We start from the raw sequence: 20,465 nt of genomic DNA, 5'->3' as shown, positions 1-20,465 counted from the left end.
TCCCTGAACAAAAAAGCCGCCCCACAAGGGCGGCTTTTTTGTTTGGCTGCTGGCCCTGAAGATCAGGCGGCCAGGCGGCGCTCGATGGCGTCCTTGGTTTCCGGCAGTTCCTTGGGCAGGTGGTGCGCCAGCTGTTCGAACAGCTCGGTATGCAGCTTCAGCTCGGCTTCCCAGGCGGCCTTGTCGATGCTGGTCACGCTCTTGAACTGCTCGGCGCTGAAGTCCAGGCCGGTCCAGTTCAGTTCTTCGTAGCGCGGGCTCACGCCGAAGACGTGGTCGACACCGTCGGCCTTGCCTTCGATGCGGTCGATCATCCACTTGAGCACGCGCATGTTCTCGCCGTAGCCGGGCCAGACGAACTTGCCGTCGGCGCCCTTGCGGAACCAGTTGGTGGTGAAGATGCGTGGCTGCTTGGCGCCCGAGGCCTTGAGCTTTTCGCCCAGGTCCAGCCAGTGCTGGAAGTAGTCGCTCATGTTGTAGCCCATGAAGGCCAGCATGGCGAAGGGGTCGCGGCGCACCACGCCGACCTGGCCGACGATGGCCGCGGTGGTCTCCGAGCCCATGGTGGCGGCCATGTACACGCCTTCCACCCAGTTGCGGCCCTCGGTCACCAGCGGCACGGTGGTGGAGCGGCGGCCACCGAAGATGAAGGCGTCGATCGGCACGCCGGCCGGATCGTCCCAGGCTGGGTCGAGTGCCGGGTTGTTGGTGGCGGCCACGGTGAAGCGCGAGTTCGGGTGCGCGGCCTTGGCGCCGGTTTCCTTGGCGATGGCGGGCGTCCAGTCCTTGCCTTGCCAGTCGATCAGGTGATCGGGCAGCTTCTTGCCGGCCACGTCGTCTTCCAGGCCTTCCCACCAGACGTCGCCGTCATCGGTGAGGCCCACGTTCGTGAAGATCACGTCGCGGTCCAGGCTCTTCAGGCAATTCGGGTTGGTCTTGAGGTTGGTGCCCGGCGCCACGCCGAAGTAGCCGGCTTCCGGGTTGATGGCGTACATGCGGCCATCCTTGCCCGGCTTGATCCAGGCGATGTCGTCGCCGATGGTCGTCACCTGCCAGCCTTCGAAGCCGGCCGGCGGCACCAGCATCGAGAAGTTGGTCTTGCCGCAGGCCGAGGGGAAGGCGGCTGCCACGTGGTACTTCTTGCCTTCAGGCGAGGTCACGCCCAGGATCAGCATGTGCTCGGCCAGCCAGCCTTCGTCGCGGCCCATGGTGGAAGCGATGCGCAGCGCGAAGCACTTCTTGCCGAGCAGGGCGTTGCCGCCGTAGCCCGAGCCGTAGCTCCAGATTTCGCGCGTCTCGGGGTAGTGAACGATGTACTTGGTCTTGTTGCAGGGCCAGGTCACGTCCTTCTGGCCCGGCTCGAGCGGGGCACCCACGGTGTGGACGCAGGGCACGAACTCGCCGTCTGTGCCCAGTACGTCGTACACGGCCTTGCCCATGCGGGTCATGATCTTCATGTTGACGGCCACATAGGCGCTGTCGGACAGCTCGATGCCGATGTGGGCAATGGGCGAACCCAGCGGGCCCATGCTGAAGGGCACCACGTACATGGTGCGGCCCTTCATGCAGCCGTCAAAAAGAGGCTGCAAAGTGGCACGCATCTCGGCCGGCGCCATCCAGTTGTTGGTGGGGCCGGCGTCTTCCTTCTTCCCGGAGCAGATGAAAGTGCGGTCTTCGACACGGGCGACGTCGCTCGGGTCGGAGTTGGCGAGGAAGGAGTTGGGGCGCTTGGCCGGGTTGAGTTTCTTGAAGGTGCCGGCGTCCACCAGAAGCTGGCAGAGGCGCTCGTATTCTTCCTGGCTGCCGTCGCACCATTCGACGCGGTCAGGCTTGCACAGGGCCGCCATGTCGGCCACCCAGGCGATGAGCCGGGCATTCTTCACATACGAGGGTGCCTGAATGGGCAGGCCCTTCATCACGGGTGCGTTCATCGAAAAACTCCTAAGTTGAAAAACCGTCTTTTCGAACGAAGCTCGCCAGCTCAAGAATGGGCGAAAACCGTTTGAGAAAACGTCTTTCCTTTCGGACTTTCCAGTAGGAGAACGCAGAAAAAAATGGCGCCCCGCAATCAAGGGGGCGCCGTCTTTGGGCGCTGCCTCAGGCTAGGAAGACCGCGATGGAGGCCAGCAGCAGCATCAGCACGCCGCCGCACAAGGGCAGCACCAGCGGCATCAGCGGGACGATGGACTCGACCGTGTCTTGCTCGGCGCTGCTCGCAACGTAACCGTGATCGGGAGTGGGATTGGACATTGTTCGGTTCCTGAAAAGGTCTCAACTGGGTGTCATTTTACCCGGCGACTCCCTGGGCTGGCTCAGGGCCTCTACCCATGGCCTGTCGCCTGAGGGCCTGTTCACGCTACAAACGGAGTCGCGAAGGCATGCCTTCCCTTCGGGTTGGCCCACATTGGGGCCGTCTGCGGCGTTGCCCGCGCTTGCAATGCTTCAGCATTGCTGCGCGCGGGCGCCTTGCATCCAGCCCCAATGCGGGCCAACGCGATCTCCGTTTGTAGCGTGAACAGGCCCTAATGCTCAAGGCTGGGCGTCGGTCTGAAAGCCCGCCTCGCGCAGCGCGGCCAGAACGGTGGCCAGATGCTCGCGGCCGCGGGTCTGCAGCACCAGTTCGATCTCCACGTTCTGCGCTGCCAGCAAGGTGAAGGCTCGCTGGTGGTGCACCTCGTCGATGTTGGCGCCCGCTTCGGCCACAACGGCCGTGATCCGGGCCAATATGCCGGGCACGTCGCGTGCGCTGACGCGCAGCCGGGCCAGCCGGCCGGCGCGCACCATGCCGCGTTCGATGATCGCGCCCAGGAGCAGCGGGTCGATGTTGCCGCCCGACAGCACCAGGCCGACCCGCTTGCCCCGGAAGCGCTCCGGATGGCGCAGCAGGGCCGCCAAGCCAGCGGCGCCGGCGCCCTCGACCAGCGTCTTTTCGATTTCCAGCAACATCAGCACCGCCTGCTCGATGTCGCCCTCGTCCACCAGCAGCATGTCGTCGACCAGGGTGGCGATCACCTCCAGCGTGCGCACGCCCGGCGTGCCCACAGCGATGCCCTCGGCGATGGTGCTGGTGCCCGGCACGTGCTGCGTCTTCTTGATGGCGTTGAACATGGCGGGAAAGCGCGCCGCCTGCACGCCGACGATCTCGATGCCCGGGCGCATCGCGCGCGCCGCGATGGCCATGCCGGCCAGCAGGCCGCCGCCGCCCACCGCCACCACCAGCGCGTCCAGGTCGGGCACCGCCTCGAGCATCTCCAGCGCCAGGGTGCCCTGGCCGGCAATGATGGCGTCGTCGTCGTAGGGGTGCACAAAGGTGAGGCCGCGGCTTTGCGCCAGCTCGAAAGCGTGCTGGCGGGCGGCGTCCAGCGAATCGCCGTGCAGCACCACCTCGGCGCCGAAGCTGCGGGTGCGCTCGATCTTCACGGCCGGCGTGAAGCGCGGCATCACAATGGTGGCACCCAGCCCCAGGCGCTGCGCGTGATAGGCCACGCCCTGGGCATGGTTGCCGGCCGACATGGCGATCACGCCCTTCACACCTTGTTCGGCAAGTTGTGCCAGCATGTTGCAGGCGCCGCGCTCCTTGAAGGAGGCGGTGAACTGCAGGTTCTCGAATTTCAGGAACACCTGCGCGCCGACGATCTGCGACAGCGTGCGTGATTCGAGGAAGGGCGTGCCGAGCAATTGCCCGCTGATCCGGGCCTCTGCCTGGCGGATGTCGTCGATGGAAACCATGCACGATTGTGGCGGCATTGCCGGCAAGACTTTCCAACAAGTCGCACGGCCGGCTGCCGTGCGTCAGCGATCAGGGTTATTACGCTAACCATCCCTTCCCGAAGCTAAAAGTCTGCGCTATGGTCGCGCTCAAGCGGCTGGTCGGTGCCCACGGCGCCACACCACACAAAGGAGGTTTGTCCACATGGTCAGGCGTGCCGGATTTGACGCAATTGCGGGTGTAACGCGCGCGCAGTCGTTGCCGTCGCCCGGGCTGCGCGAGGCACCGGTGCTCGAACTCATGTGCTCGCACTTCGTGCTGACCCTGGCGGCCAAGCAGGGCCCGCGCTTCAACGTGCGGCGCGACCTCAACGGCCTGCTCTCGCTCACCGGCCGCCACCTGGTGTGGCCGGCCCAGGTGCTGCTCCGCCTGCGCGACTTCCTGGCACGGCGCTGCCTGGGCAACGAGGTCTGGAACGGGGTCGAAAACTTCGACGCCCGCACCCTGCTGGAACGCCACGGCGTCTGGCGCGGCCCGTATGAGGAAGGCACGCTCTTCTTCTACCTGGACGAATACGCCAAGGACCAGCCCAAGGACTTGCTGTCGGTGCTCTCGGTCACGCGCGACTGGCTGACGCACGCGCTGCGCAAGCAGTCCACCCTGGTGGAAAAGAACATCGATGCGCTGGCCGGCCTCTTGCAGCTCAACAAGGCCGAGCGCGCGCTGCTCCTGTACGGCACCCTGGCGCGCTACCAGCGCGACCTGCGCTCGCTCTTGGTGGAGTTCAAGGTCAACAACGCGCCCGAAGCCTATGCCGCCCTCGCCGAGGTGGCCGGCGTGAGTGCCACCGACGTGGGCGAGGCGCTGCGCGCCGGCTCGCGGCTGGAGCGCATCGGCCTGGTCGAAAACCTCATCTCCGAGCACAACATCACCGACCTGGCCGACCTGATGAAGGTCAGCGAGAAGCTGCCGCCGGTGCTGATGCGCGAATACCGCGACCACAACGAGCTGATGGCGGTGTTCACCCGGCCGTCGGCCAAGTCCTCGCTGGACGTGGACGACTTCGCCTTCGTGCGCGAGGACGCAGCCATGCTCATCACCTTGCTGCGTGCCGCCGTGGCACGCAAGGAGCCGGGTGTCAACGTGCTGCTCTATGGGCCGCCCGGAACCGGCAAGACCGAGTTGGCCAAGGTGGTGGCGCAAGCGGCGGGGCTGGAGCTGTTCGAGGTCGAGTACGCGGACCGCGACGGCAATTCGCTCTCGGGCCGCGACCGCTACCGCTCGCTGCAGATCGCGCAGGTCTTTCTCAAGGGCAGTGCACAGGCCGCGTTGCTGTTCGACGAGGTGGAAGATGTCTTTCCGCCCATCAGCACCGAAGCCGCGCAATTCATGGCGCGCGCCGAGCAGGTGCCGGCGCCTACCAGCGGCAGCGTGAGCGGCAAGGCCTGGGTCAACCAGATCCTGGAGTCGAACGCGGTGCCCACCTTGTGGGTCACCAACCGCATCGAGCAGATCGACCCGGCCTTCCGGCGCCGCTTTGCCTACCACCTGGAACTGAAGTCGCCACCGCCCGGTGCGCGCGAACAGCTGGTGCGCAAGACGCTCGAAGGCGTTCCGGTCTCCGAAGCCTTTGCCGCCAAGCTGGCCGAGCGCAAGGGGCTCACGCCGGCGCAGATCCGCACCGCGGTGCGCTTTGCCGGCCTGGCGCAAACCAGCGACACGCCGATCGAAAGCCTGATCGAGCGCCAGCTGCGCAATGCCGACCTGGCCCTGGGCAACCTGGCCGGCGAGAGGGGCATGCGCCGAAGCGTCACTACCTACGACCTGGACATGCTCCATGTCGAAACCCGCTTCGAAGTGCCGCGCATCGTCAGTGCGCTGAAGGCGCGCGGCCACGGCACCCTGTGCTTCTATGGCCCGCCCGGCACCGGCAAGACGGCGCTGGCCGAGCACATCGCCAAGTCCATCGGCCAGCCGCTCTTGGTGAAGCAGGCCAGCGACCTGATGAGCAAATACGTGGGCGAGACCGAGCAGAACATGGCAGCCATGTTCCGGGAAGCGCAAGCCGAGAAGGCGGTGCTGCTCCTGGACGAGGCCGACAGCTTCCTGCAAGACCGGCGCGGCGCCCAGCGCACCTACGAAGTGACCGAGGTCAACGAGATGCTGCAGGGCATGGAGCATTTCGACGGCATCTTCGTCTGCACCACCAACCTGATGGACCGCCTGGACCAGGCGGCGCTGCGTCGCTTCACCTTCAAGATCAAATTCCTGCCGCTCACGGCGGCGCAGCGCGAGCGCATGTTCATCGCCGAGGCCCTGGCCGGTGATGCGCAGCACCTGACCGGCGAGCTGCGCGCGCGGCTTGGCAAACTGGAACAGCTGTGCCCCGGCGATTTCGCCGCGGTGAAGCGCCAGACCGAGATCCTGGCGGCGGAGTTTTCGGCGGCCGAGTTCCTGGAGCAGCTCGAAGCGGAGCACCGCATCAAGCCCGAAGTGCGCGAATCGCGCGGCATCGGCTTCGTCCAGTAGGCACTTTGCAAGTGCCCAGCGCCGCCCGGCGTCCTGCTACGCTGCGCGCGCATATGGATGCAACAGCAATTCGTTGTCAGGTCGCGCTGGCGCTGGCCGCCGCGGTTCTCGCCGCCTGCGGGGGCGGTGGCGGATCGTCCTCTTCTTCGTCGTCGGCCGGCGCGGATGCCATCGTTCCCTCGGCCAGCGTGGCCGGCCTGTGCGCCAAGCCGCGCCAGGGGCTGAACCCGGCCACCGGCGGCCCGTATGGCGATCAGCCCGGCACGCTCGATGACGAGAAGCGCTGGCTGCGTGCCTGGATCGACGAAGCCTATCTGTGGTGGAACGAAGTGCCGGCCGGCCTGAAGGCCGCCGACTTCGCCACGCCGATCGCCTACTTCGACGCGCTGAAGACGCCTCTGAAGACCGCCTCCGGCCGGCCCAAGGATCGCTTCCACTACAGCGTCGACACCGCGCAGTACCAGCGCGAGACCGACGGCGCGCCGGTGCTCGGTTACGGCATGGAGATCGCCCTGTTGCGCAGCGCTCCGCCGCGCGACGCGCGCATCGCCTACGTGGTGCCCGGCGCGCCGGCCGCGCAAGAGGGCCTGGCGCGCGGCGACAAGCTGCTGGTGGTCGACGGCGTGGACGTGGCCAGCGGCCCGGCCGCCCCGATCAACGCCGCCCTCTCGCCCAGCCGAGCCGGCGAGACGCATGCCTTCACCATCGGCCGCGCCGACGGCAGCGTGCTCAGCGTGACGCTGGGCGCCGCCTCGATTGCCATCCCGCCGGTGATGAACACGAAGACCTTGGCCAGTGCCAGCGGGCCCGTCGGCTATCTGCAGTTCAACGATCACAGCGAAACGGCCGAGGCGCAGCTGATCGCGGCCATCCAGCAACTGCAGGCCGCCGGCATCAAGGACCTGGTGCTGGATATGCGCTACAACGGCGGCGGCCTGCTGGGCATTGCCAGCGAGCTCGCCTACATGGTGGCCGGGCGCGCGGCCACGCAGGGCAAGACCTTCGAGCGCCTGCTGTCCAACGGGAAAAATACCTTCGCCTTGAGCGCCAGCCAGTCCAGCGTGCCCTTCCACCCCACGGCCCAGGGCTACTCGGCGCCGGCCGGCCAGGCACTGCCGCAACTGGGCCTGGCGCGCGTGACCTTGCTGAGCGGCCCGGACACCTGCTCGGCCAGCGAGTCGGTGATCAACGGACTGCGTGGTGTCGGCGTTGCCGTCCAACTGGTCGGCGGCACCACCTGCGGCAAGCCCTATGCCTTCACGCCGCGCGACAACTGCGGCACCACCTACTTCGCCATCAACTACCAGGGTGTCAACGATCTGGGCCAAGGCGACTATGGCGACGGCTTTGCGCCCGCCTGCGTCGTGGCCGATGACTTCGACCATGCCTTGGGTGACCCGGCGGAGGCGCGGCTGGCCGCGGCGTTGGCGCTGCGCGCGGGCGGCAGTTGCCCGATTGCGACTGCGTCCGCGTCCGCGCAGAAGGCAGGCGTCGCGGGTGCCGGCGAGGAAACGCCCTACCTGCGACGCGCACCGTCGCGCGAGAACAAGATCATCGACCGGCCCGTACCTTGAATCTCCCCGACCGGCGACATACCTTCGCAACCCCTTGATCATTGCCCGCCATGCATCCACGTGCCTTTCCCCTTCTGCTTGCCGCCTCGCTATTCCTGCTGGGTCAGCACGCCGCCCAAGCCGACGATGACGACATGCGCCCGCGTGGAAGCAAGCGCTGGTGGCGCGGCGAATTGCCGGCGGATCCCTGGGGCGGCCCTTGCGATGTGAAGACGGATTCCAAGCGCGGCGAGTACAAGCGCGAGATCAAATGCAAGGACGGCATTGGCGCGGCCTGGCGCGGCGAATGGAAGACCGAGTTTCGCGACGGCCCCTGCCTGGTGAAGCAGGAGGCCAAGCGCGATGAGTTCAAGGAAGAGATCAAGTGCGAGGGCCGCTGAAGGCTCGCGCAAAGGAAGCATGAGCAATGCCCAACATCTCATCGCCGCCTGCGGCGCCATGGCCCTGCTGTCGGTCATGGTGGGCGTGCGGCTGGTGGCCGTGCGCATCGGTGAGATGCGCGCCAAGCGAATTCATCCGCAGGCCACCGCGAATTCCCGGCTGAAGGCAGCGCACCTGGAACAGGTCCAGGCCTCGGACAACTTCAGCAACCTGTTCGAGCTGCCGGTGCTTTTCTACGCCCTCGTGGCCATCGCGCTGGCCACGGGCCAGGTGCCGAACTGGCTGGTGTACGGCGCCTGGTGCTATGTGCTGCTGCGCTATCTGCACAGCGCGATTCACTGCAGCTACAACCGGGTGATGCATCGGCTGGCCGCGTTCGGGCTCGGCGCGCTGCTGCTGGCCTTGCTGTGGGCCGGCTTTGTGGTGACGGTGCTTGGCAAGGCTGACATTTAGCAACGCCAAATTGGCGAGCCCAATGGACAGAAGAAGGTCTTGCCTGCATTTGCCAGCCCCACACCGCGGAACCGGCTTCGCCGGGCCGCAGGTGAGGTCCCCTCCTCGGGAGGTGGCGAATTGCACGGAGCGCAGCGAAGTGAAAAGCCGGGAGGCTAAGCGTAAGTGCCGCACACGCGCAGCACCTCGCTGCCGTACGCCTGCAGCTTCTTCTCGCCGATACCGCTGATGCCCTGCAGGTCGGCCAGGGTCGCGGGCGCGCGCTCGGCGATGGCGGCGAGGGTGGCGTCGTGGAAGATGACGTAGGCCGGCAGGTTGTGTTCGCGCGCAACCTCGGAGCGCCAGGCCTTCAGCGCCTCGTAGCGGGCCTGGCCGGCGGCGTCCAGCGTGGCCGCGGCCGCCGACGGCTTGGATGAACCGCCGCTGCTGCCGCGTCGTTCCTTGCGCGCGCCGCGCGCCGAAGGCTGCGACACCGATTCGCGCAACAGCACCGCCGCTTCGCCCTTGAGCACGGCACGCGAGCCCTCGGTGAGCTGCAGCGTGTTGAAGGCCTGCGCGTCCACCGACAGGGCGCCGGTGGCAATCAGCTGGCGCAACACGCCGCGCAGCTGCGCCTCGCTGAACTCGGCGCCGATGCCGAAGGTGCTGATGCGTTCGTGCCCGTGCTGCTTGGTCTTTTCGGTGCTCTTGCCGCGCAGGATGTCCATGATGTGGCCGGCACCGAAGCTGATGCCGCTTTGCTGCTGCACGCGATAGATGGTCGACAGCAGCTTGCGCGCCGCATCCGTTCCGTCCCACACCTGCGGCGGGCTCAGGCAGTTGTCGCAGTTTCCGCAGGGCGTGCTGTGCTCGCCGAAGTAGCCCAGCAGCCGCACGCGCCGGCAATCGATGGCCTCGGCCAGCGCCAGCAAGGCGTCGAGCTTGCCGCGCATCACCTGCTTGAACTCTTCGCCGGCCGGGCTTTCGTCGATCATGCGGCGCTGGTTCACCACGTCCTGCAGGCCATAGGCCATCCAGGCCTGGGCCGGCAGGCCGTCGCGGCCGGCGCGGCCGGTTTCCTGGTAGTAGCCCTCGATGTTCTTGGGCATGTCCAGGTGCGCGACAAAACGGACGTCGGGCTTGTCGATGCCCATGCCGAAGGCGATGGTGGCCACCATCACGATGCCCGCTTCCTCGTCGCGCAGGAACCGATCCTGGTGCTTCTGGCGCAGCGCGGCGTCCAGCCCCGCGTGATAGGGCAGGGCGTTGATGCCCGCATCCACCAGCGCCTGCGCCACTTCTTCCACGCGCTTGCGCGACTGGCAGTAGACGACGCCTGCTTCGCCCTCGTGCTCGCGCTCGATGAAGCGCAGCAGCTGGGTGGTGGCGTCCTTCTTCTCGACGATCGTGTAGCGGATGTTCGGCCGGTCGAAGCTGGAGACGAACTGGCGCGCCTCTTCCAGTTGCAGCCGCTCGACGATGTCGGCGCGCGTCAGCGCATCGGCGGTGGCCGTGAGGGCGATGCGCGGCACGCCGGCATAGCGCTCGTGCAGCACGGTGAGCGCCCGGTACTCGGGCCGGAAGTCGTGGCCCCACTGGCTCACGCAATGCGCCTCGTCGATGGCGAACAGGGCGAGCTTGCCGCGCGACGCGAGGCCGTCCATCAGTTCCAGGAAGCGCGGCGTGGTCACGCGCTCGGGCGCGGCGTACAGCAGGGTGATCTCGGCGCGCGCCAGGCGGCGCTCCACGTCCTGCGTTTGGGCCCAGTCGAGCGTCGAATTCAGGAAGGCGGCATTGACGCCGGCCTCATGCAGCGCGCCGACCTGGTCGTGCATCAGCGCGATCAGCGGCGAGACCACCACCGTGACGCCATGCCCTGCGCGCTGGCGTGCAATGGCCGGAAGCTGGTAGCACAGCGACTTGCCGCCGCCGGTGGGCATCAGCACCAAGGCGTCGCCGCCGTCCACGGTGTGGTCGACGATGTCGGCCTGCGGGCCGCGGAACTCCGCGTAGCCGAACACCTCCTGCAGGATCTGCAGCGGGTCGGTCGAAGGTTGGGTGGAGGGCAGGGCGGACACGGCGGCTTGAAGGAGGAATGGGAGCGCGCGTCCCGGCGCAGGACGCGTGCCCCTATTGTCTCAGCCCGTCCGCCGCGGCCGGCAAGCGCCCTTCAGCGGATCGCCACCGGATTGATCATCGATTGCACGGCGCCCTGGTATTTGTTCTGGCCCAGCACGAACATGAACTCCCAGGCCTTGTCCCGGGCCAGCTCGGCGGTGTTGAGGTTCTCCAGGATGTAGGTGCCGCTCATGGGCAGCAGGATCTGGTGCACGCCGAAGATGGCGCCGTCCTTGTCGCCATCCTTCTCGAAGGGAATGACCTCCACCGCCCAGGTATCGGCGCCCACCGCGACCACGCCCTTGGACACCAGGTAGCGCGCGCCCTCTCGGCCCAGGCCCGGCTCCACCGAGCCGAAGCGCTTGGGGTCCTTGTCGATCAGGCTCAGCCAGCCGGTGTGGAAGATCACGATGTCGCCCTGGCGGATCTCCACGCCCTGCTTCTTCGCCACCGCGTCGATCTCGGCCTTGTTGAAGGCAGTGCCTTCCTTCACCACGTCGGTGCCGTAGTGCGCCGCCATGTCCAGCAGCACGCCGCGCGTCACCATCGGTGGGATCTTCTCGATGCCCAGCTTCTTCAGTCCGCCCATGGTGGCGAACTCGCCCCACTTGTTGCCGTTGTAGTAGGTGTCGCCCACGCCGATGTGGCCCAACCCGTCGAGCTGGGTGCCGATGCCGGTCCAGCAGTTGAGGATGTCGTCGTTGTAGGTGGTGTGCGTGGGGCCCAGGCCCTCGGCCGAGCCGGTCTGGCCCGGCTGCACGATGTACAGGGCGCAGGTGCGCGGCGGAAAGGCCGGCGTCGTGGTGCTGACGCTGATGCCCAGCGAATAGACCTTGCCGGTCTTCACCAGCCGCGCCGCGTTGAGCGCGACACCGGGCGTCAGGTAGTTGGCGGCGCCGATCTCGTCGTTGGGACCCCATTTGCCGGGATGCCAGTTGGCCGATTGCGCATGGGCCGCGCTGCCGCAAAGGAGTAGCGCTGTGGCGCCGAGCAGGAAGCTCTTCAGTGCCATCCACTTCATGGTTGTCTCCTGGTTGTTGTTGCGCCGCCGCCCACCAGCAAGTTGGCAGAAGCGGGCGCCATGCTGACGGATTGCCGTCCGCCCCACAAGCCGGGCGCGCCTGGCACGGCACTTGCGTGTCTTTTGCCCGGATCGATTTGACTTGTATAGACAGCATTTCGGTGCGTTACCATCGAGGCAAACGCACTGAAATGGGTCGTTTCAGGGTTTGACCTGTATAGACAGGCCTAGATGTCCATCCACAATCCCGCCCATCCCCTTTCAGTTCAGTTCCCACCAGGAGTCTTCATGGTCAAGAAGGTAGTTCTCAACGTTGCCACGCTCGTCGCCGCCGGTCTTTGTGCCGCGGGCGCGGCCCAGGCGCAGGAAACCAAGATTGCACTTGGCATGTCCGGCTGGACCGGCTTCGCGCCGCTGTCGCTGGCGGACAAGGCCGGCATCTTCAAGAAGAACGGCCTGGAGGTGGAACTCAAGATGATTCCGCAGAAGGACCGCCACCTGGCGCTGGCCTCGGGGGCCATCCAGTGCGCCGCCACCACGGTGGAAACGCACGTGGCCTGGAACGCCAACGGTGTGCCCATCACCCAGATCTTCCAGATGGACAAGTCCTACGGCGCCGACGGCCTGGCCGTGCGCAACGACGTGAAGAGCTTTGCCGACCTGAAGGGCAAGGCCATCGGCGTCAGCGCCCCCGGCACCGCGCCCTTCTTCGGCCTGGCCTGGATGCTCAACAAGAACGGCATGAGCCTGAAGGACGTGAAGCTGGTGTCGCTCGAGCCGCAGCCTGCCGCCCAGGCCTTCGTGGCCGGCCAGAACGACGCCGCCATGACCTACGAGCCCTACCTCTCGACCGTGCGCGCCAACCCGGCCGCCGGCAAGATTTTGGCCACCACGCTCGACTACCCGATGGTGATGGACACCGTGGGCTGCGCGCCTACCTGGCTCAAGTCCAACGCCAAGGCGGCGCAGGCCCTGACCAACTCCTACTTCGAGGCGCTGGAGCTGATCAAGGCCGACCCGGCCAAGGCGAACGAGCTGATGGGCTCGGCCGTGAAGCAAAGCGGCGAGAAGTTCGCCGAGTCCTCCAAGTACCTGCGCTGGCAGGACAAGGCGGCCAACCAGAAGTTCTTCGCGGGCGAGCTGACGCAGTTCATGAAGGAGGCGGTGCCGATCCTGTTGGAAGCCGGTGTGATCCGCAAGGCGCCGGATGACCTGAACGCCACCTTCGACGCCTCGTACATCAAATAGGCAGCCACCACAGGATGAGCACGATGCAAGCCACGTCTCCGATCCGCAGCGCCACGGCCCCGGCCGTCCCGGCGGCGGCCGCCAAGCCACCGCGCCGCCCGCGCGCCATGGCGCCCCTCGAGCCGGTGAGCCCGCGCGCCCGCTGGGTGCTGGGCGTGGCCTTCTTCGTGCTCTTCCTGGCCGTGTGGGCAGCCGTGACACTGGGCGGCCTGGTGTCGCCCACCTTCCTGGCCAGCCCGATCACCATGGTGAAGGAAGCCTGGCTGCTCTTCACCGAGTTCAACTTCATCCACGACATCGGCATGACGGTGTGGCGTGTGTTCGGCGGCTTCATCCTGGCGGCCATCGTCGCAGTGCCGCTGGGCATCGCCATGGGCGCCTACAAGCCGGTCGAGGCCTTCCTCGAGCCCTTCGTCTCGTTTTGCCGCTACCTGCCGGCCTCGGCCTTCATCCCGCTGCTCATCTTGTGGGCCGGCATCGGCGAGACGCAGAAGCTGCTCGTCATCTTCATCGGCTCGGTGTTCCAGATCATCCTGATGGTGGCCGTCACCGTGGGCGGCGCGCGCCGCGACCTGGTGGAAGCCGCCTACACACTGGGCGCCGACAGCCGCGGCATCGTCAAGCGCGTGCTCATTCCGGGCGCGGCCCCTGGCATCGCCGAGACGCTGCGCCTGGTGCTGGGCTGGGCCTGGACCTACGTCATCGTGGCCGAGCTGATCGGCTCGTCCTCGGGCATCGGCCACATGATCACCGACAGCCAGGCCTTGCTGAACACCGGGCAGATCATCTTCGGGATCATCGTGATCGGGGTCATCGGCCTCATCTCCGACTTCGTCTTCAAGGCGATCAACAAGCGCATGTTCGCGTGGGCCTCGCTATGAACAACCAGCTTTCCATCCGCGGCGTGTCGCGCACCTTCACCGGTGCCCACGGCCAGAAGACGCAGGCGCTGCTGCCGGTCGACTTCGAAGTGCGCGAGAACGACTTCGTCACCATCCTCGGCCCCTCGGGCTGCGGCAAGTCCACCTTGCTGCGCATCGTCGCCGGCCTGGACTACCCCACCGGCGGCCAGGTGCTGCTGGATGGCCAGCCGGTTGAAGGCCCGGGCGCCGACCGCGGCATGGTGTTCCAGAGCTACACGCTCTTTCCCTGGCTCAACATCGAGCAGAACATCCGCTTCGGCCTGCGCGAGCGCGGCGTCAGCGAGTCGCAGCAGAAGGAACGCGCGGCCTACTTCATCGCCAAGGTGGGTCTGCGCGGCTTCGAGCACCACTTTCCCAAGCAGCTGTCGGGCGGCATGCAGCAGCGCACCGCGATCGCGCGCGCCCTGGCCAACGACCCGAAGATGCTCTTGATGGACGAGCCCTTCGGCGCGCTGGACAACCAGACCCGCGTGCTGATGCAGGAGCTGCTGCTGGGCATCTGGGAGGCCGAGCGCAAGACGGTGCTGTTCGTCACCCACGACATCGACGAAGCCATCTTCATGGCCAACCGCGTGGCGGTGTTCAGCGCCCGGCCGGGCCGCATCAAGAGCGAGATCGCGGTCGATCTGCCGCACCCGCGCCACTACACGATCAAAACCTCGCCCGAGTTCATGGACCTGAAGGCACGGTTGACGGAAGAGATCCGCGCCGAGTCCATGGCTGCTGCGGAACACTGACATGACCAAGACCCGCCCCGTCCAGCACAAGACCCGAGCGCCTGCTGCATCGCCGATGCCTGCGCTCGCGCTGTACGAGCAGGTCAAGGAATACATCACCCGCAAGATCCAGGACGGCTCCTGGACGGCGGGCCAGCGCCTGCCTTCGGAGCACGAGCTGGTGGCGCAGTTCGGCATCTCGCGCATGACCATCAACCGCGCGCTGCGCGAGCTGGTGGAGCAGGGCCGCATCGTGCGCGTGGCCGGTGTCGGCAGCTTCGTGGCCGAAGACAAGCCGCAATCCACCCTGCTGCAGATCGCCAACATCGCCAGCGAGATCCGCGCGCGCGGGCACGACTACGGCTATCGGCTGGTGTCGGGCGAGCGCGTGGCCGCCTCGGCCGACGTCGCCGCATGGCTGGACCTGCGCGCCGGCGAATCGGTGTTCCACAGCGTCTGCCTGCACCTGGAAGACGGGGTGCCGGTGCAACTGGAAGACCGCTACGTCAATCCGCGCGTGGTGCCCGACTTTCTGGAGCAAGACCTCCATGCGACGCCGCCCAGCGAATATCTGGTGAGGAGCGTGCCCTTCGATCAGATCGAACACCTGGTCGACGCGGTACTGCCCACCGCCCAGCAGGCCGAGCGCCTGGCCATGCCCGCCGCCGAGCCCTGCCTGCTGCTGACGCGCCGCACCTGGTCGCGCACCGTGCCGGTCACGCTGGTGCGTTGCCTGCACCCGGCCTCGCGCTACCGCCTGGGCAGCCGCTTCCGCGCCGACGGCAATCCGAGCTTCGGCTAGGCGCCCCCGCCGCTTTTCTTTTTCGCACGAACCTACTTGTATAGACAAGCAAATGAACACGAAATCCACCGCTGTCACGCTGAACCCCGGCCAGGTCGACCTGGCGCTGCTGCGCCGCATTCATGCGGGCGGCGTCACCTTGCAACTTGCAGCCTCCACCGCCGCGCCGATGGAAGCCGCGCGGGCCGCGGTGCAGCGCATCGTGGACCACGACGAAGTGGTCTACGGCATCAACACCGGCTTCGGCAAGCTGGCCAGCACGCGCATCGGCAACGACCACCTGGCCGAGCTGCAGCGCAACCTGGTGCTCTCGCACAGCGTGGGCACGGGCGAGCCGCTGGATGCTGCCGTCGTGCGGCTGGTGCTCGCCACCAAGGCCGTGAGCCTGGCGCGCGGGCATTCGGGCGTGCGTCCCGCCTTGGCCGATTCGCTGCTGGCGCTGTTCAACGCCGGCATCACGCCCAGCATTCCCTGCAAGGGCTCGGTCGGCGCCTCGGGCGACCTGGCGCCGCTGGCGCACCTGGCCTGCGTGTTGATCGGCGAGGGCGAGGCCTTCACCGCCGACGGCCAGCGCGTGAGTGGCGCCGAAGCGATGCGCCTCATCGGCCTCCCGCCCTTCGTGCTCGGCCCCAAGGAAGGCCTGGCGCTGCTCAACGGCACGCAGGTGTCGACCGCGCTGGCGCTGTCGGGCCTGTTCGGCGCGGAGAGGGTCTTTGCCGCGGCGCTGATGTCCGGCGCGCTGTCGCTGGAAGCCATCCAGGGTTCGATCAAGCCCTTCGATCCGCGCATCCATGCGGCGCGTGGCCAGCCGGGGCAGATCGCGGTGGCCGGCGCCGTGCGCGCCTTGCTGGAAGGCAGCGAGATCGTGCCTTCGCATGCCGACTGCGGCCGCGTGCAGGATCCCTACTCGGTGCGCTGCATCCCGCAAGTGATGGGCGCCTGCCTCGACAACCTGAACCATGCCGCGCGCGTGCTGGTCATCGAGGCCAACGCCGCGTCCGACAATCCGCTGGTCTTCACCGACACCGGCGAAGTGATCTCCGGCGGCAACTTCCACGCCGAGCCGGTGGCCTTCGCGGCTGACATCATGGCGCTGGCCATCTCCGAAGTGGGCGCCATCTCGGAGCGGCGCCTGGCACTGCTGCTGGACACCGGGCTGTCGGGCCTGCCGCCCTTCCTGGTGAAGGACGGCGGCCTCAACTCCGGCTTCATGATTGCGCAGGTCACGGCCGCGGCGCTCGCGTCCGAGAACAAGTCGCTGGCCCATCCGGGCAGCGTCGACAGCCTGCCCACCTCGGCCAATCAGGAAGACCATGTGTCGATGGCGACCTATGCCGCGCGCCGCCTGGGCGACATGGTCGGCAACACCGCGGTGGTCGTTGGCATCGAAGCGATGGCGGCAGCACAGGGCATCGAGCTCAAGCGCGGCCTGAAGTCTTCGCCGCTCGTCGAAGCCGAGTTCGCCGCCATCCGCCGGAAGGTCGCCTTCCTGGAGCGCGACCGCTACCTCGCCCCCGACATCGAATCCATGAAGCAATGGGCGCTGCAAGCCCAGCTGCCCGCCATCCTGCTCAACATCCTGCCCAGCCACATCACGGAGGTCCTCGCATGAATGCGCCTGACAACAAACTCATCGCCAACCTGGCTGACCCGCGCCACGACCCGACGCGCGTGATCCGCGCCCCGCGCGGCAGCCAGCTCAATTGCAAGAGCTGGCTCACCGAGGCGCCGTTTCGGATGCTGCAGAACAACCTGGATGCCGAAGTGGCCGAGCGCCCGCAGGACCTGGTGGTGTACGGCGGCATCGGCCGCGCCGCGCGCGACTGGGCCTGCTACGACCAGATTCTGGCCTCGCTGAAAGAACTCAACGACGACGAGTCGCTGCTCATCCAATCCGGCAAGCCGGTGGGCGTGTTCAAGACGCACGAGAACGCCCCGCGCGTGCTCATCGCCAACTCGAACCTGGTGCCCAAGTGGGCGAACTGGGAGCACTTCAACGAGCTGGACCGCCAGGGCCTCTTCATGTACGGCCAAATGACTGCTGGCAGCTGGATCTACATCGGCAGCCAGGGCATCGTGCAAGGCACCTTCGAGACCTTTGTCGAGGCCGGCCGCCAGCACTACGACAACAGCCTCGCGGGCAAGTGGATCCTCACGGCCGGCCTGGGCGGCATGGGCGGCGCGCAGCCGCTGGCCGCCACCTTGGCGGGCGCGGTGTCGCTGAACATCGAATGCCAGCAGACGAGCATCGATTTCCGCCTGCGCACGCGCTACGTGGACAAGCAGGCACGCGACATCGACCACGCGATCGAGCTGATCCAGCAGCACACGGCGGCCAAGGAAGCGGTGTCGATCGCGCTCCTGGGCAATGCCGCCGAGGTGCTGCCCGAGCTGGTGAAGCGCGCCAAGGCCGGTGGCATCCGCCCCGACCTGGTGACCGACCAGACCTCGGCGCACGACCTCATCAATGGCTACCTGCCGATCGGCTGGAGCGTTGCGCAATGGCAGGCCGCGATGAAGGACCCGTCGCAGCACGCCAGGCTGAAGGCGGACGCCGCCCGTTCCTGCGCCGTCCACGTTCAGGCCATGCTCGACTTCCAGGCCATGGGCGTGCCCACGGTGGACTACGGCAACAACATCCGCCAGGTGGCTTTCGACGAAGGCGTTGCGAACGCCTTCGACTTCCCCGGCTTCGTGCCGGCCTACATCCGGCCGCTGTTCTGCGAAGGCAAAGGGCCGTTCCGCTGGGTGGCGCTCTCGGGCGATCCGGAAGACATCTACAAGACGGATGCCAAGATCAAGGAGCTGTTCCCCTCAAACCGGCACACGCACCGCTGGCTCGACATGGCGCGCGAGCGCATCGCCTTCCAGGGCCTGCCGGCGCGCATCTGCTGGCTGGGGCTGGGCGAGCGCCACATCGCCGGCCTGGCGTTCAACGAGATGGTGAAGAAGGGCGAGCTGAAGGCGCCCATCGTCATCGGCCGCGACCACCTGGACACGGGCTCGGTGGCCAGCCCCAACCGCGAAACCGAAGCCATGAAGGACGGCACCGATGCCGTGTCCGACTGGCCGCTGCTCAACGCGCTGCTCAACACCGCCGGCGGCGCGACCTGGGTCAGCCTGCACCACGGCGGCGGCGTCGGCATGGGCTATTCGCAGCACTCGGGCGTGGTGATCGTGTGCGACGGCACCGACGCCGCTGCCAAGCGCATCGAGCGCGTGTTGTGGAACGATCCGGCCACCGGCGTCATGCGCCATGCCGACGCGGGCTACGACATCGCCGTGGCCACGGCGAAGAAGCAAGGCCTCAAGCTGCCGATGCTGAAGTAGGCGAGGCGAGAGAAAAGCGTCTCCATTCCCATTCAACGGGAATGAAGGCTTGGAAGTGAGAACTGCTCGCCAGATACTGGGCCGTGATGAAGACGCCTGCCGCCGACGTTCCTGCCCACAGCGACCGCGCCTTGCTGTTGCTGTCGGTGCTGGCGCAGAGCAAGGCGCCCATGAGCGCGGCCGAGCTGGCGCAGGTCACCGCGCTGCCCCAAAGCACGCTGTACCGGCACATCGCCACCTTGCGGCGCTGGGGCTTCGTGATGGAGTCCGAGGGGCGCTACTCGCCCGGCCCCGTCAGCGTGCAGCTGGCCAGCGGCTTCGACGACAACTCCGAGCTGGTGCTGGCGGCACGGCCGCACATGGAGGCGCTGGCGCGGCAGAGCCACGAGAGCGTGGCGCTCATCACCCTCGTCAACGAGCGCGTGGTGTGCCTGGAGATGATCGACAGCGAACATTCGCTGCGCTGCTCCTTCGACCGCGGCCGTAGCGTGCCGGCGCGCGATGGCGCCAGCGCCAAGTGCCTGCTGGCCCATCTGCCGGCGCAGCAGCGCGATGCCCTGCTCGACCTGATCGAGGGCGAAGGCCCGGCACAGCGCACCGCGCGCATGGCCGAGCTCGATGCGATCCGGCAGGCCGGCCGCGCGGTGACGCAAGGCGAGGTCGATCCCGGCGTCTGGGGTGCGAGCGCACCGCTGCTGGCCGCGGGCCGGCAGCTGCGCGGTGCCATCACCTTGATGGCGCCCCTCACGCGCGTCGCTGGCCTGGAAGATGCGTTGACCCACATGACCGTCGTGACGGCGGCCCGAATTTCCCGTGCCCTGCGCTAGGGCTCTTTTCTCTCTCACCTCACTCAACTCTTCTCGGAAAGCTTGCCACCATGATGAATACCCGTCGCACCTTCGCCGCTGCCATCTCCGGCCTCGCGCTCCTCGGCCTGGCCGGCGCCGCGCAGGCCCAGGGCGGCGAGCCGCTGCGCGTCGCCACCGACGCCACCTTCCCGCCGATGGAGTTCGTGGAGAACGGCAAGCGAACCGGCTTCGACGTGGAACTGGTGGAAGCCATCGGCCAGAAGCTGGGCCGCAAGATCGAATGGATCGACATCGACTTCAAGGGCCTGGTGCCGGGCCTCGTGTCCAGGCGCTTCGACATGGCCGTGTCGGGCATCTACATCACCGACGAGCGCAAGAAGGTGGTCGACTTCACGGTGCCCTACTACGCGGGCGGCCTGGTCGTCATGGTGAAGGACGGCAACACCGCCATCAAGGCGCCGGCCGACATCAACGGCAAGAAGGTCAGCGTGCAGGTGGGCACCAAGTCGGTGAGCTACACCAAGGAGAAATTCCCGCAGGTGCAGCTCCTGGAAGTCGAGAAGAACCAGGAGATGTTCAACCTGGTCGACATCGGCCGCGCGGATGCGGCCGTCACCGGCAAGCCCGCCGCCTACCAGTACGTGCGCACGCGCCCCGGCCTGAAGGTGCTGCCCGAGCAGATCACGACCGAGGAATACGGCATGGCCATCCGCAAGGACACGCCCGAGCTCACCAAGGCGGTGAACGAGGCCATCGCCAAGCTCAAGGCCGACGGGAGCTACGACAAGATCGTCGCGAAATGGTTCAGCGCCAAATGACTGCCCCCCGGCTTTTCACTCCCTTCGGTCGTGTAACTCCACCCCCCGAGGGGGA

General features: G+C 67.1%; 17 protein-coding genes. 12 read left to right on the top strand and 5 right to left on the bottom strand.

Features of this window, described 5'->3' with window-relative positions; genetic code table 11:
- Positions 1-62: 62 nt before the first annotated feature.
- The 3 genes from ACIPRI_RS06170 to ACIPRI_RS06160 form a co-directional block, all read right to left on the bottom strand.
- Positions 63-1,931 (bottom strand): phosphoenolpyruvate carboxykinase (GTP), encoded by a 1,869-nt coding sequence (locus ACIPRI_RS06170; RefSeq protein WP_446620540.1) that lies wholly within the window; start codon positions 1,929-1,931, stop codon positions 63-65.
- A 166-nt stretch (positions 1,932-2,097) separates the two neighbouring features.
- The gene (locus tag ACIPRI_RS06165) at positions 2,098-2,250 is read right to left on the bottom strand and encodes a hypothetical protein (protein ID WP_446620539.1); all 153 of its coding nucleotides are present in this window, start codon (positions 2,248-2,250) and stop codon (positions 2,098-2,100) included.
- A gap of 279 nt (positions 2,251-2,529) precedes the next feature.
- The gene (locus tag ACIPRI_RS06160; protein WP_446620538.1) at positions 2,530-3,729 is read right to left on the bottom strand and encodes a threonine ammonia-lyase; all 1,200 of its coding nucleotides are present in this window, start codon (positions 3,727-3,729) and stop codon (positions 2,530-2,532) included.
- A 184-nt stretch (positions 3,730-3,913) separates the two neighbouring features.
- Here ACIPRI_RS06160 and ACIPRI_RS06155 point away from each other — a divergent pair, with 184 nt between their 5' ends.
- Genes ACIPRI_RS06155 through ACIPRI_RS06140 form a run of 4 tightly spaced genes read left to right on the top strand, consistent with a single transcriptional unit; the run spans position 3,914 to position 8,646 of the window.
- On the top strand, positions 3,914-6,238 hold the full coding sequence (locus ACIPRI_RS06155) for an ATP-binding protein (RefSeq protein ID WP_446620537.1): 2,325 nt from the start codon (positions 3,914-3,916) through the stop codon (positions 6,236-6,238).
- Positions 6,239-6,291: 53 nt separating this feature from the next.
- Complete coding sequence (locus ACIPRI_RS06150) at positions 6,292-7,812, top strand: S41 family peptidase (RefSeq protein WP_446620536.1); 1,521 nt, start codon at positions 6,292-6,294, stop codon at positions 7,810-7,812.
- A gap of 50 nt (positions 7,813-7,862) precedes the next feature.
- A complete protein-coding gene (locus ACIPRI_RS06145) occupies positions 7,863-8,192 on the top strand; it encodes a hypothetical protein (protein ID WP_446620535.1) in 330 nt (109 codons plus the stop codon).
- 19 nt (positions 8,193-8,211) lie between these two features.
- Entirely contained in the window at positions 8,212-8,646 is a 435-nt protein-coding gene (locus ACIPRI_RS06140; RefSeq protein WP_446620534.1) for an MAPEG family protein, read from the top strand.
- A 155-nt stretch (positions 8,647-8,801) separates the two neighbouring features.
- On the opposite strand, the gene recQ is transcribed toward ACIPRI_RS06140, so the two are convergent.
- Positions 8,802-10,703: a DNA helicase RecQ gene (gene recQ, locus ACIPRI_RS06135; RefSeq protein ID WP_446620533.1), complete on the bottom strand. Its 1,902-nt coding sequence runs from the start codon at positions 10,701-10,703 to the stop codon at positions 8,802-8,804.
- A gap of 92 nt (positions 10,704-10,795) precedes the next feature.
- Positions 10,796-11,764, bottom strand: a complete 969-nt coding sequence (locus ACIPRI_RS06130) for a cyclase family protein (protein ID WP_446620532.1) — start codon at positions 11,762-11,764, stop codon at positions 10,796-10,798.
- A 288-nt stretch (positions 11,765-12,052) separates the two neighbouring features.
- Here ACIPRI_RS06130 and ACIPRI_RS06125 point away from each other — a divergent pair, with 288 nt between their 5' ends.
- From ACIPRI_RS06125 to ACIPRI_RS06090, 8 genes are all read left to right on the top strand, one after another.
- Positions 12,053-13,012 (top strand): ABC transporter substrate-binding protein, encoded by a 960-nt coding sequence (locus tag ACIPRI_RS06125; protein ID WP_446620531.1) that lies wholly within the window; start codon positions 12,053-12,055, stop codon positions 13,010-13,012.
- A gap of 23 nt (positions 13,013-13,035) precedes the next feature.
- The gene (locus tag ACIPRI_RS06120) at positions 13,036-13,893 is read left to right on the top strand and encodes an ABC transporter permease (RefSeq protein ID WP_446620530.1); all 858 of its coding nucleotides are present in this window, start codon (positions 13,036-13,038) and stop codon (positions 13,891-13,893) included.
- Complete coding sequence (locus ACIPRI_RS06115) at positions 13,890-14,672, top strand: ABC transporter ATP-binding protein (RefSeq protein ID WP_446620529.1); 783 nt, start codon at positions 13,890-13,892, stop codon at positions 14,670-14,672. Before ACIPRI_RS06120 ends, ACIPRI_RS06115 begins: the two co-directional genes overlap by 4 nt.
- Before the next feature lies 1 nt (position 14,673).
- The gene (gene hutC, locus ACIPRI_RS06110) at positions 14,674-15,453 is read left to right on the top strand and encodes a histidine utilization repressor (RefSeq protein WP_446620528.1); all 780 of its coding nucleotides are present in this window, start codon (positions 14,674-14,676) and stop codon (positions 15,451-15,453) included.
- Between the two features lie 52 nt (positions 15,454-15,505).
- Positions 15,506-17,065: a histidine ammonia-lyase gene (gene hutH / locus ACIPRI_RS06105; protein WP_446620527.1), complete on the top strand. Its 1,560-nt coding sequence runs from the start codon at positions 15,506-15,508 to the stop codon at positions 17,063-17,065.
- Entirely contained in the window at positions 17,062-18,783 is a 1,722-nt protein-coding gene (hutU, locus tag ACIPRI_RS06100; protein WP_446620526.1) for a urocanate hydratase, read from the top strand. Before hutH ends, hutU begins: the two co-directional genes overlap by 4 nt.
- Before the next feature lie 86 nt (positions 18,784-18,869).
- Entirely contained in the window at positions 18,870-19,610 is a 741-nt protein-coding gene (locus ACIPRI_RS06095) for an IclR family transcriptional regulator (RefSeq protein WP_446620525.1), read from the top strand.
- 53 nt (positions 19,611-19,663) lie between these two features.
- Entirely contained in the window at positions 19,664-20,410 is a 747-nt protein-coding gene (locus ACIPRI_RS06090; protein ID WP_446621057.1) for a transporter substrate-binding domain-containing protein, read from the top strand.
- Positions 20,411-20,465 lie beyond the last annotated feature (55 nt).

The sequence above is a fragment of the Variovorax sp. LARHSF232 genome (assembly GCF_052871435.1).
This window is presented reverse-complemented; position numbering and strand designations above follow the sequence as displayed.

Coding starts and splice junctions, on each gene's coding strand:
- ACIPRI_RS06160 (WP_446620538.1), bottom strand. CDS start 3,729: ATGGTTTCCATCGACGACATCCGCCAGGCAGAGGCCCGGATCAGCGGG.
- hutH (WP_446620527.1), top strand. CDS start 15,506: ATGAACACGAAATCCACCGCTGTCACGCTGAACCCCGGCCAGGTCGAC.
- ACIPRI_RS06095 (WP_446620525.1), top strand. CDS start 18,870: ATGAAGACGCCTGCCGCCGACGTTCCTGCCCACAGCGACCGCGCCTTG.
- ACIPRI_RS06115 (WP_446620529.1), top strand. CDS start 13,890: ATGAACAACCAGCTTTCCATCCGCGGCGTGTCGCGCACCTTCACCGGT.
- hutC (WP_446620528.1), top strand. CDS start 14,674: ATGACCAAGACCCGCCCCGTCCAGCACAAGACCCGAGCGCCTGCTGCA.
- ACIPRI_RS06150 (WP_446620536.1), top strand. CDS start 6,292: ATGGATGCAACAGCAATTCGTTGTCAGGTCGCGCTGGCGCTGGCCGCC.
- ACIPRI_RS06125 (WP_446620531.1), top strand. CDS start 12,053: ATGGTCAAGAAGGTAGTTCTCAACGTTGCCACGCTCGTCGCCGCCGGT.
- ACIPRI_RS06165 (WP_446620539.1), bottom strand. CDS start 2,250: ATGTCCAATCCCACTCCCGATCACGGTTACGTTGCGAGCAGCGCCGAG.
- ACIPRI_RS06155 (WP_446620537.1), top strand. CDS start 3,914: ATGGTCAGGCGTGCCGGATTTGACGCAATTGCGGGTGTAACGCGCGCG.
- hutU (WP_446620526.1), top strand. CDS start 17,062: ATGAATGCGCCTGACAACAAACTCATCGCCAACCTGGCTGACCCGCGC.
- ACIPRI_RS06120 (WP_446620530.1), top strand. CDS start 13,036: ATGCAAGCCACGTCTCCGATCCGCAGCGCCACGGCCCCGGCCGTCCCG.
- ACIPRI_RS06090 (WP_446621057.1), top strand. CDS start 19,664: ATGAATACCCGTCGCACCTTCGCCGCTGCCATCTCCGGCCTCGCGCTC.
- ACIPRI_RS06145 (WP_446620535.1), top strand. CDS start 7,863: ATGCATCCACGTGCCTTTCCCCTTCTGCTTGCCGCCTCGCTATTCCTG.
- ACIPRI_RS06140 (WP_446620534.1), top strand. CDS start 8,212: ATGAGCAATGCCCAACATCTCATCGCCGCCTGCGGCGCCATGGCCCTG.
- ACIPRI_RS06170 (WP_446620540.1), bottom strand. CDS start 1,931: ATGAACGCACCCGTGATGAAGGGCCTGCCCATTCAGGCACCCTCGTAT.
- ACIPRI_RS06130 (WP_446620532.1), bottom strand. CDS start 11,764: ATGAAGTGGATGGCACTGAAGAGCTTCCTGCTCGGCGCCACAGCGCTA.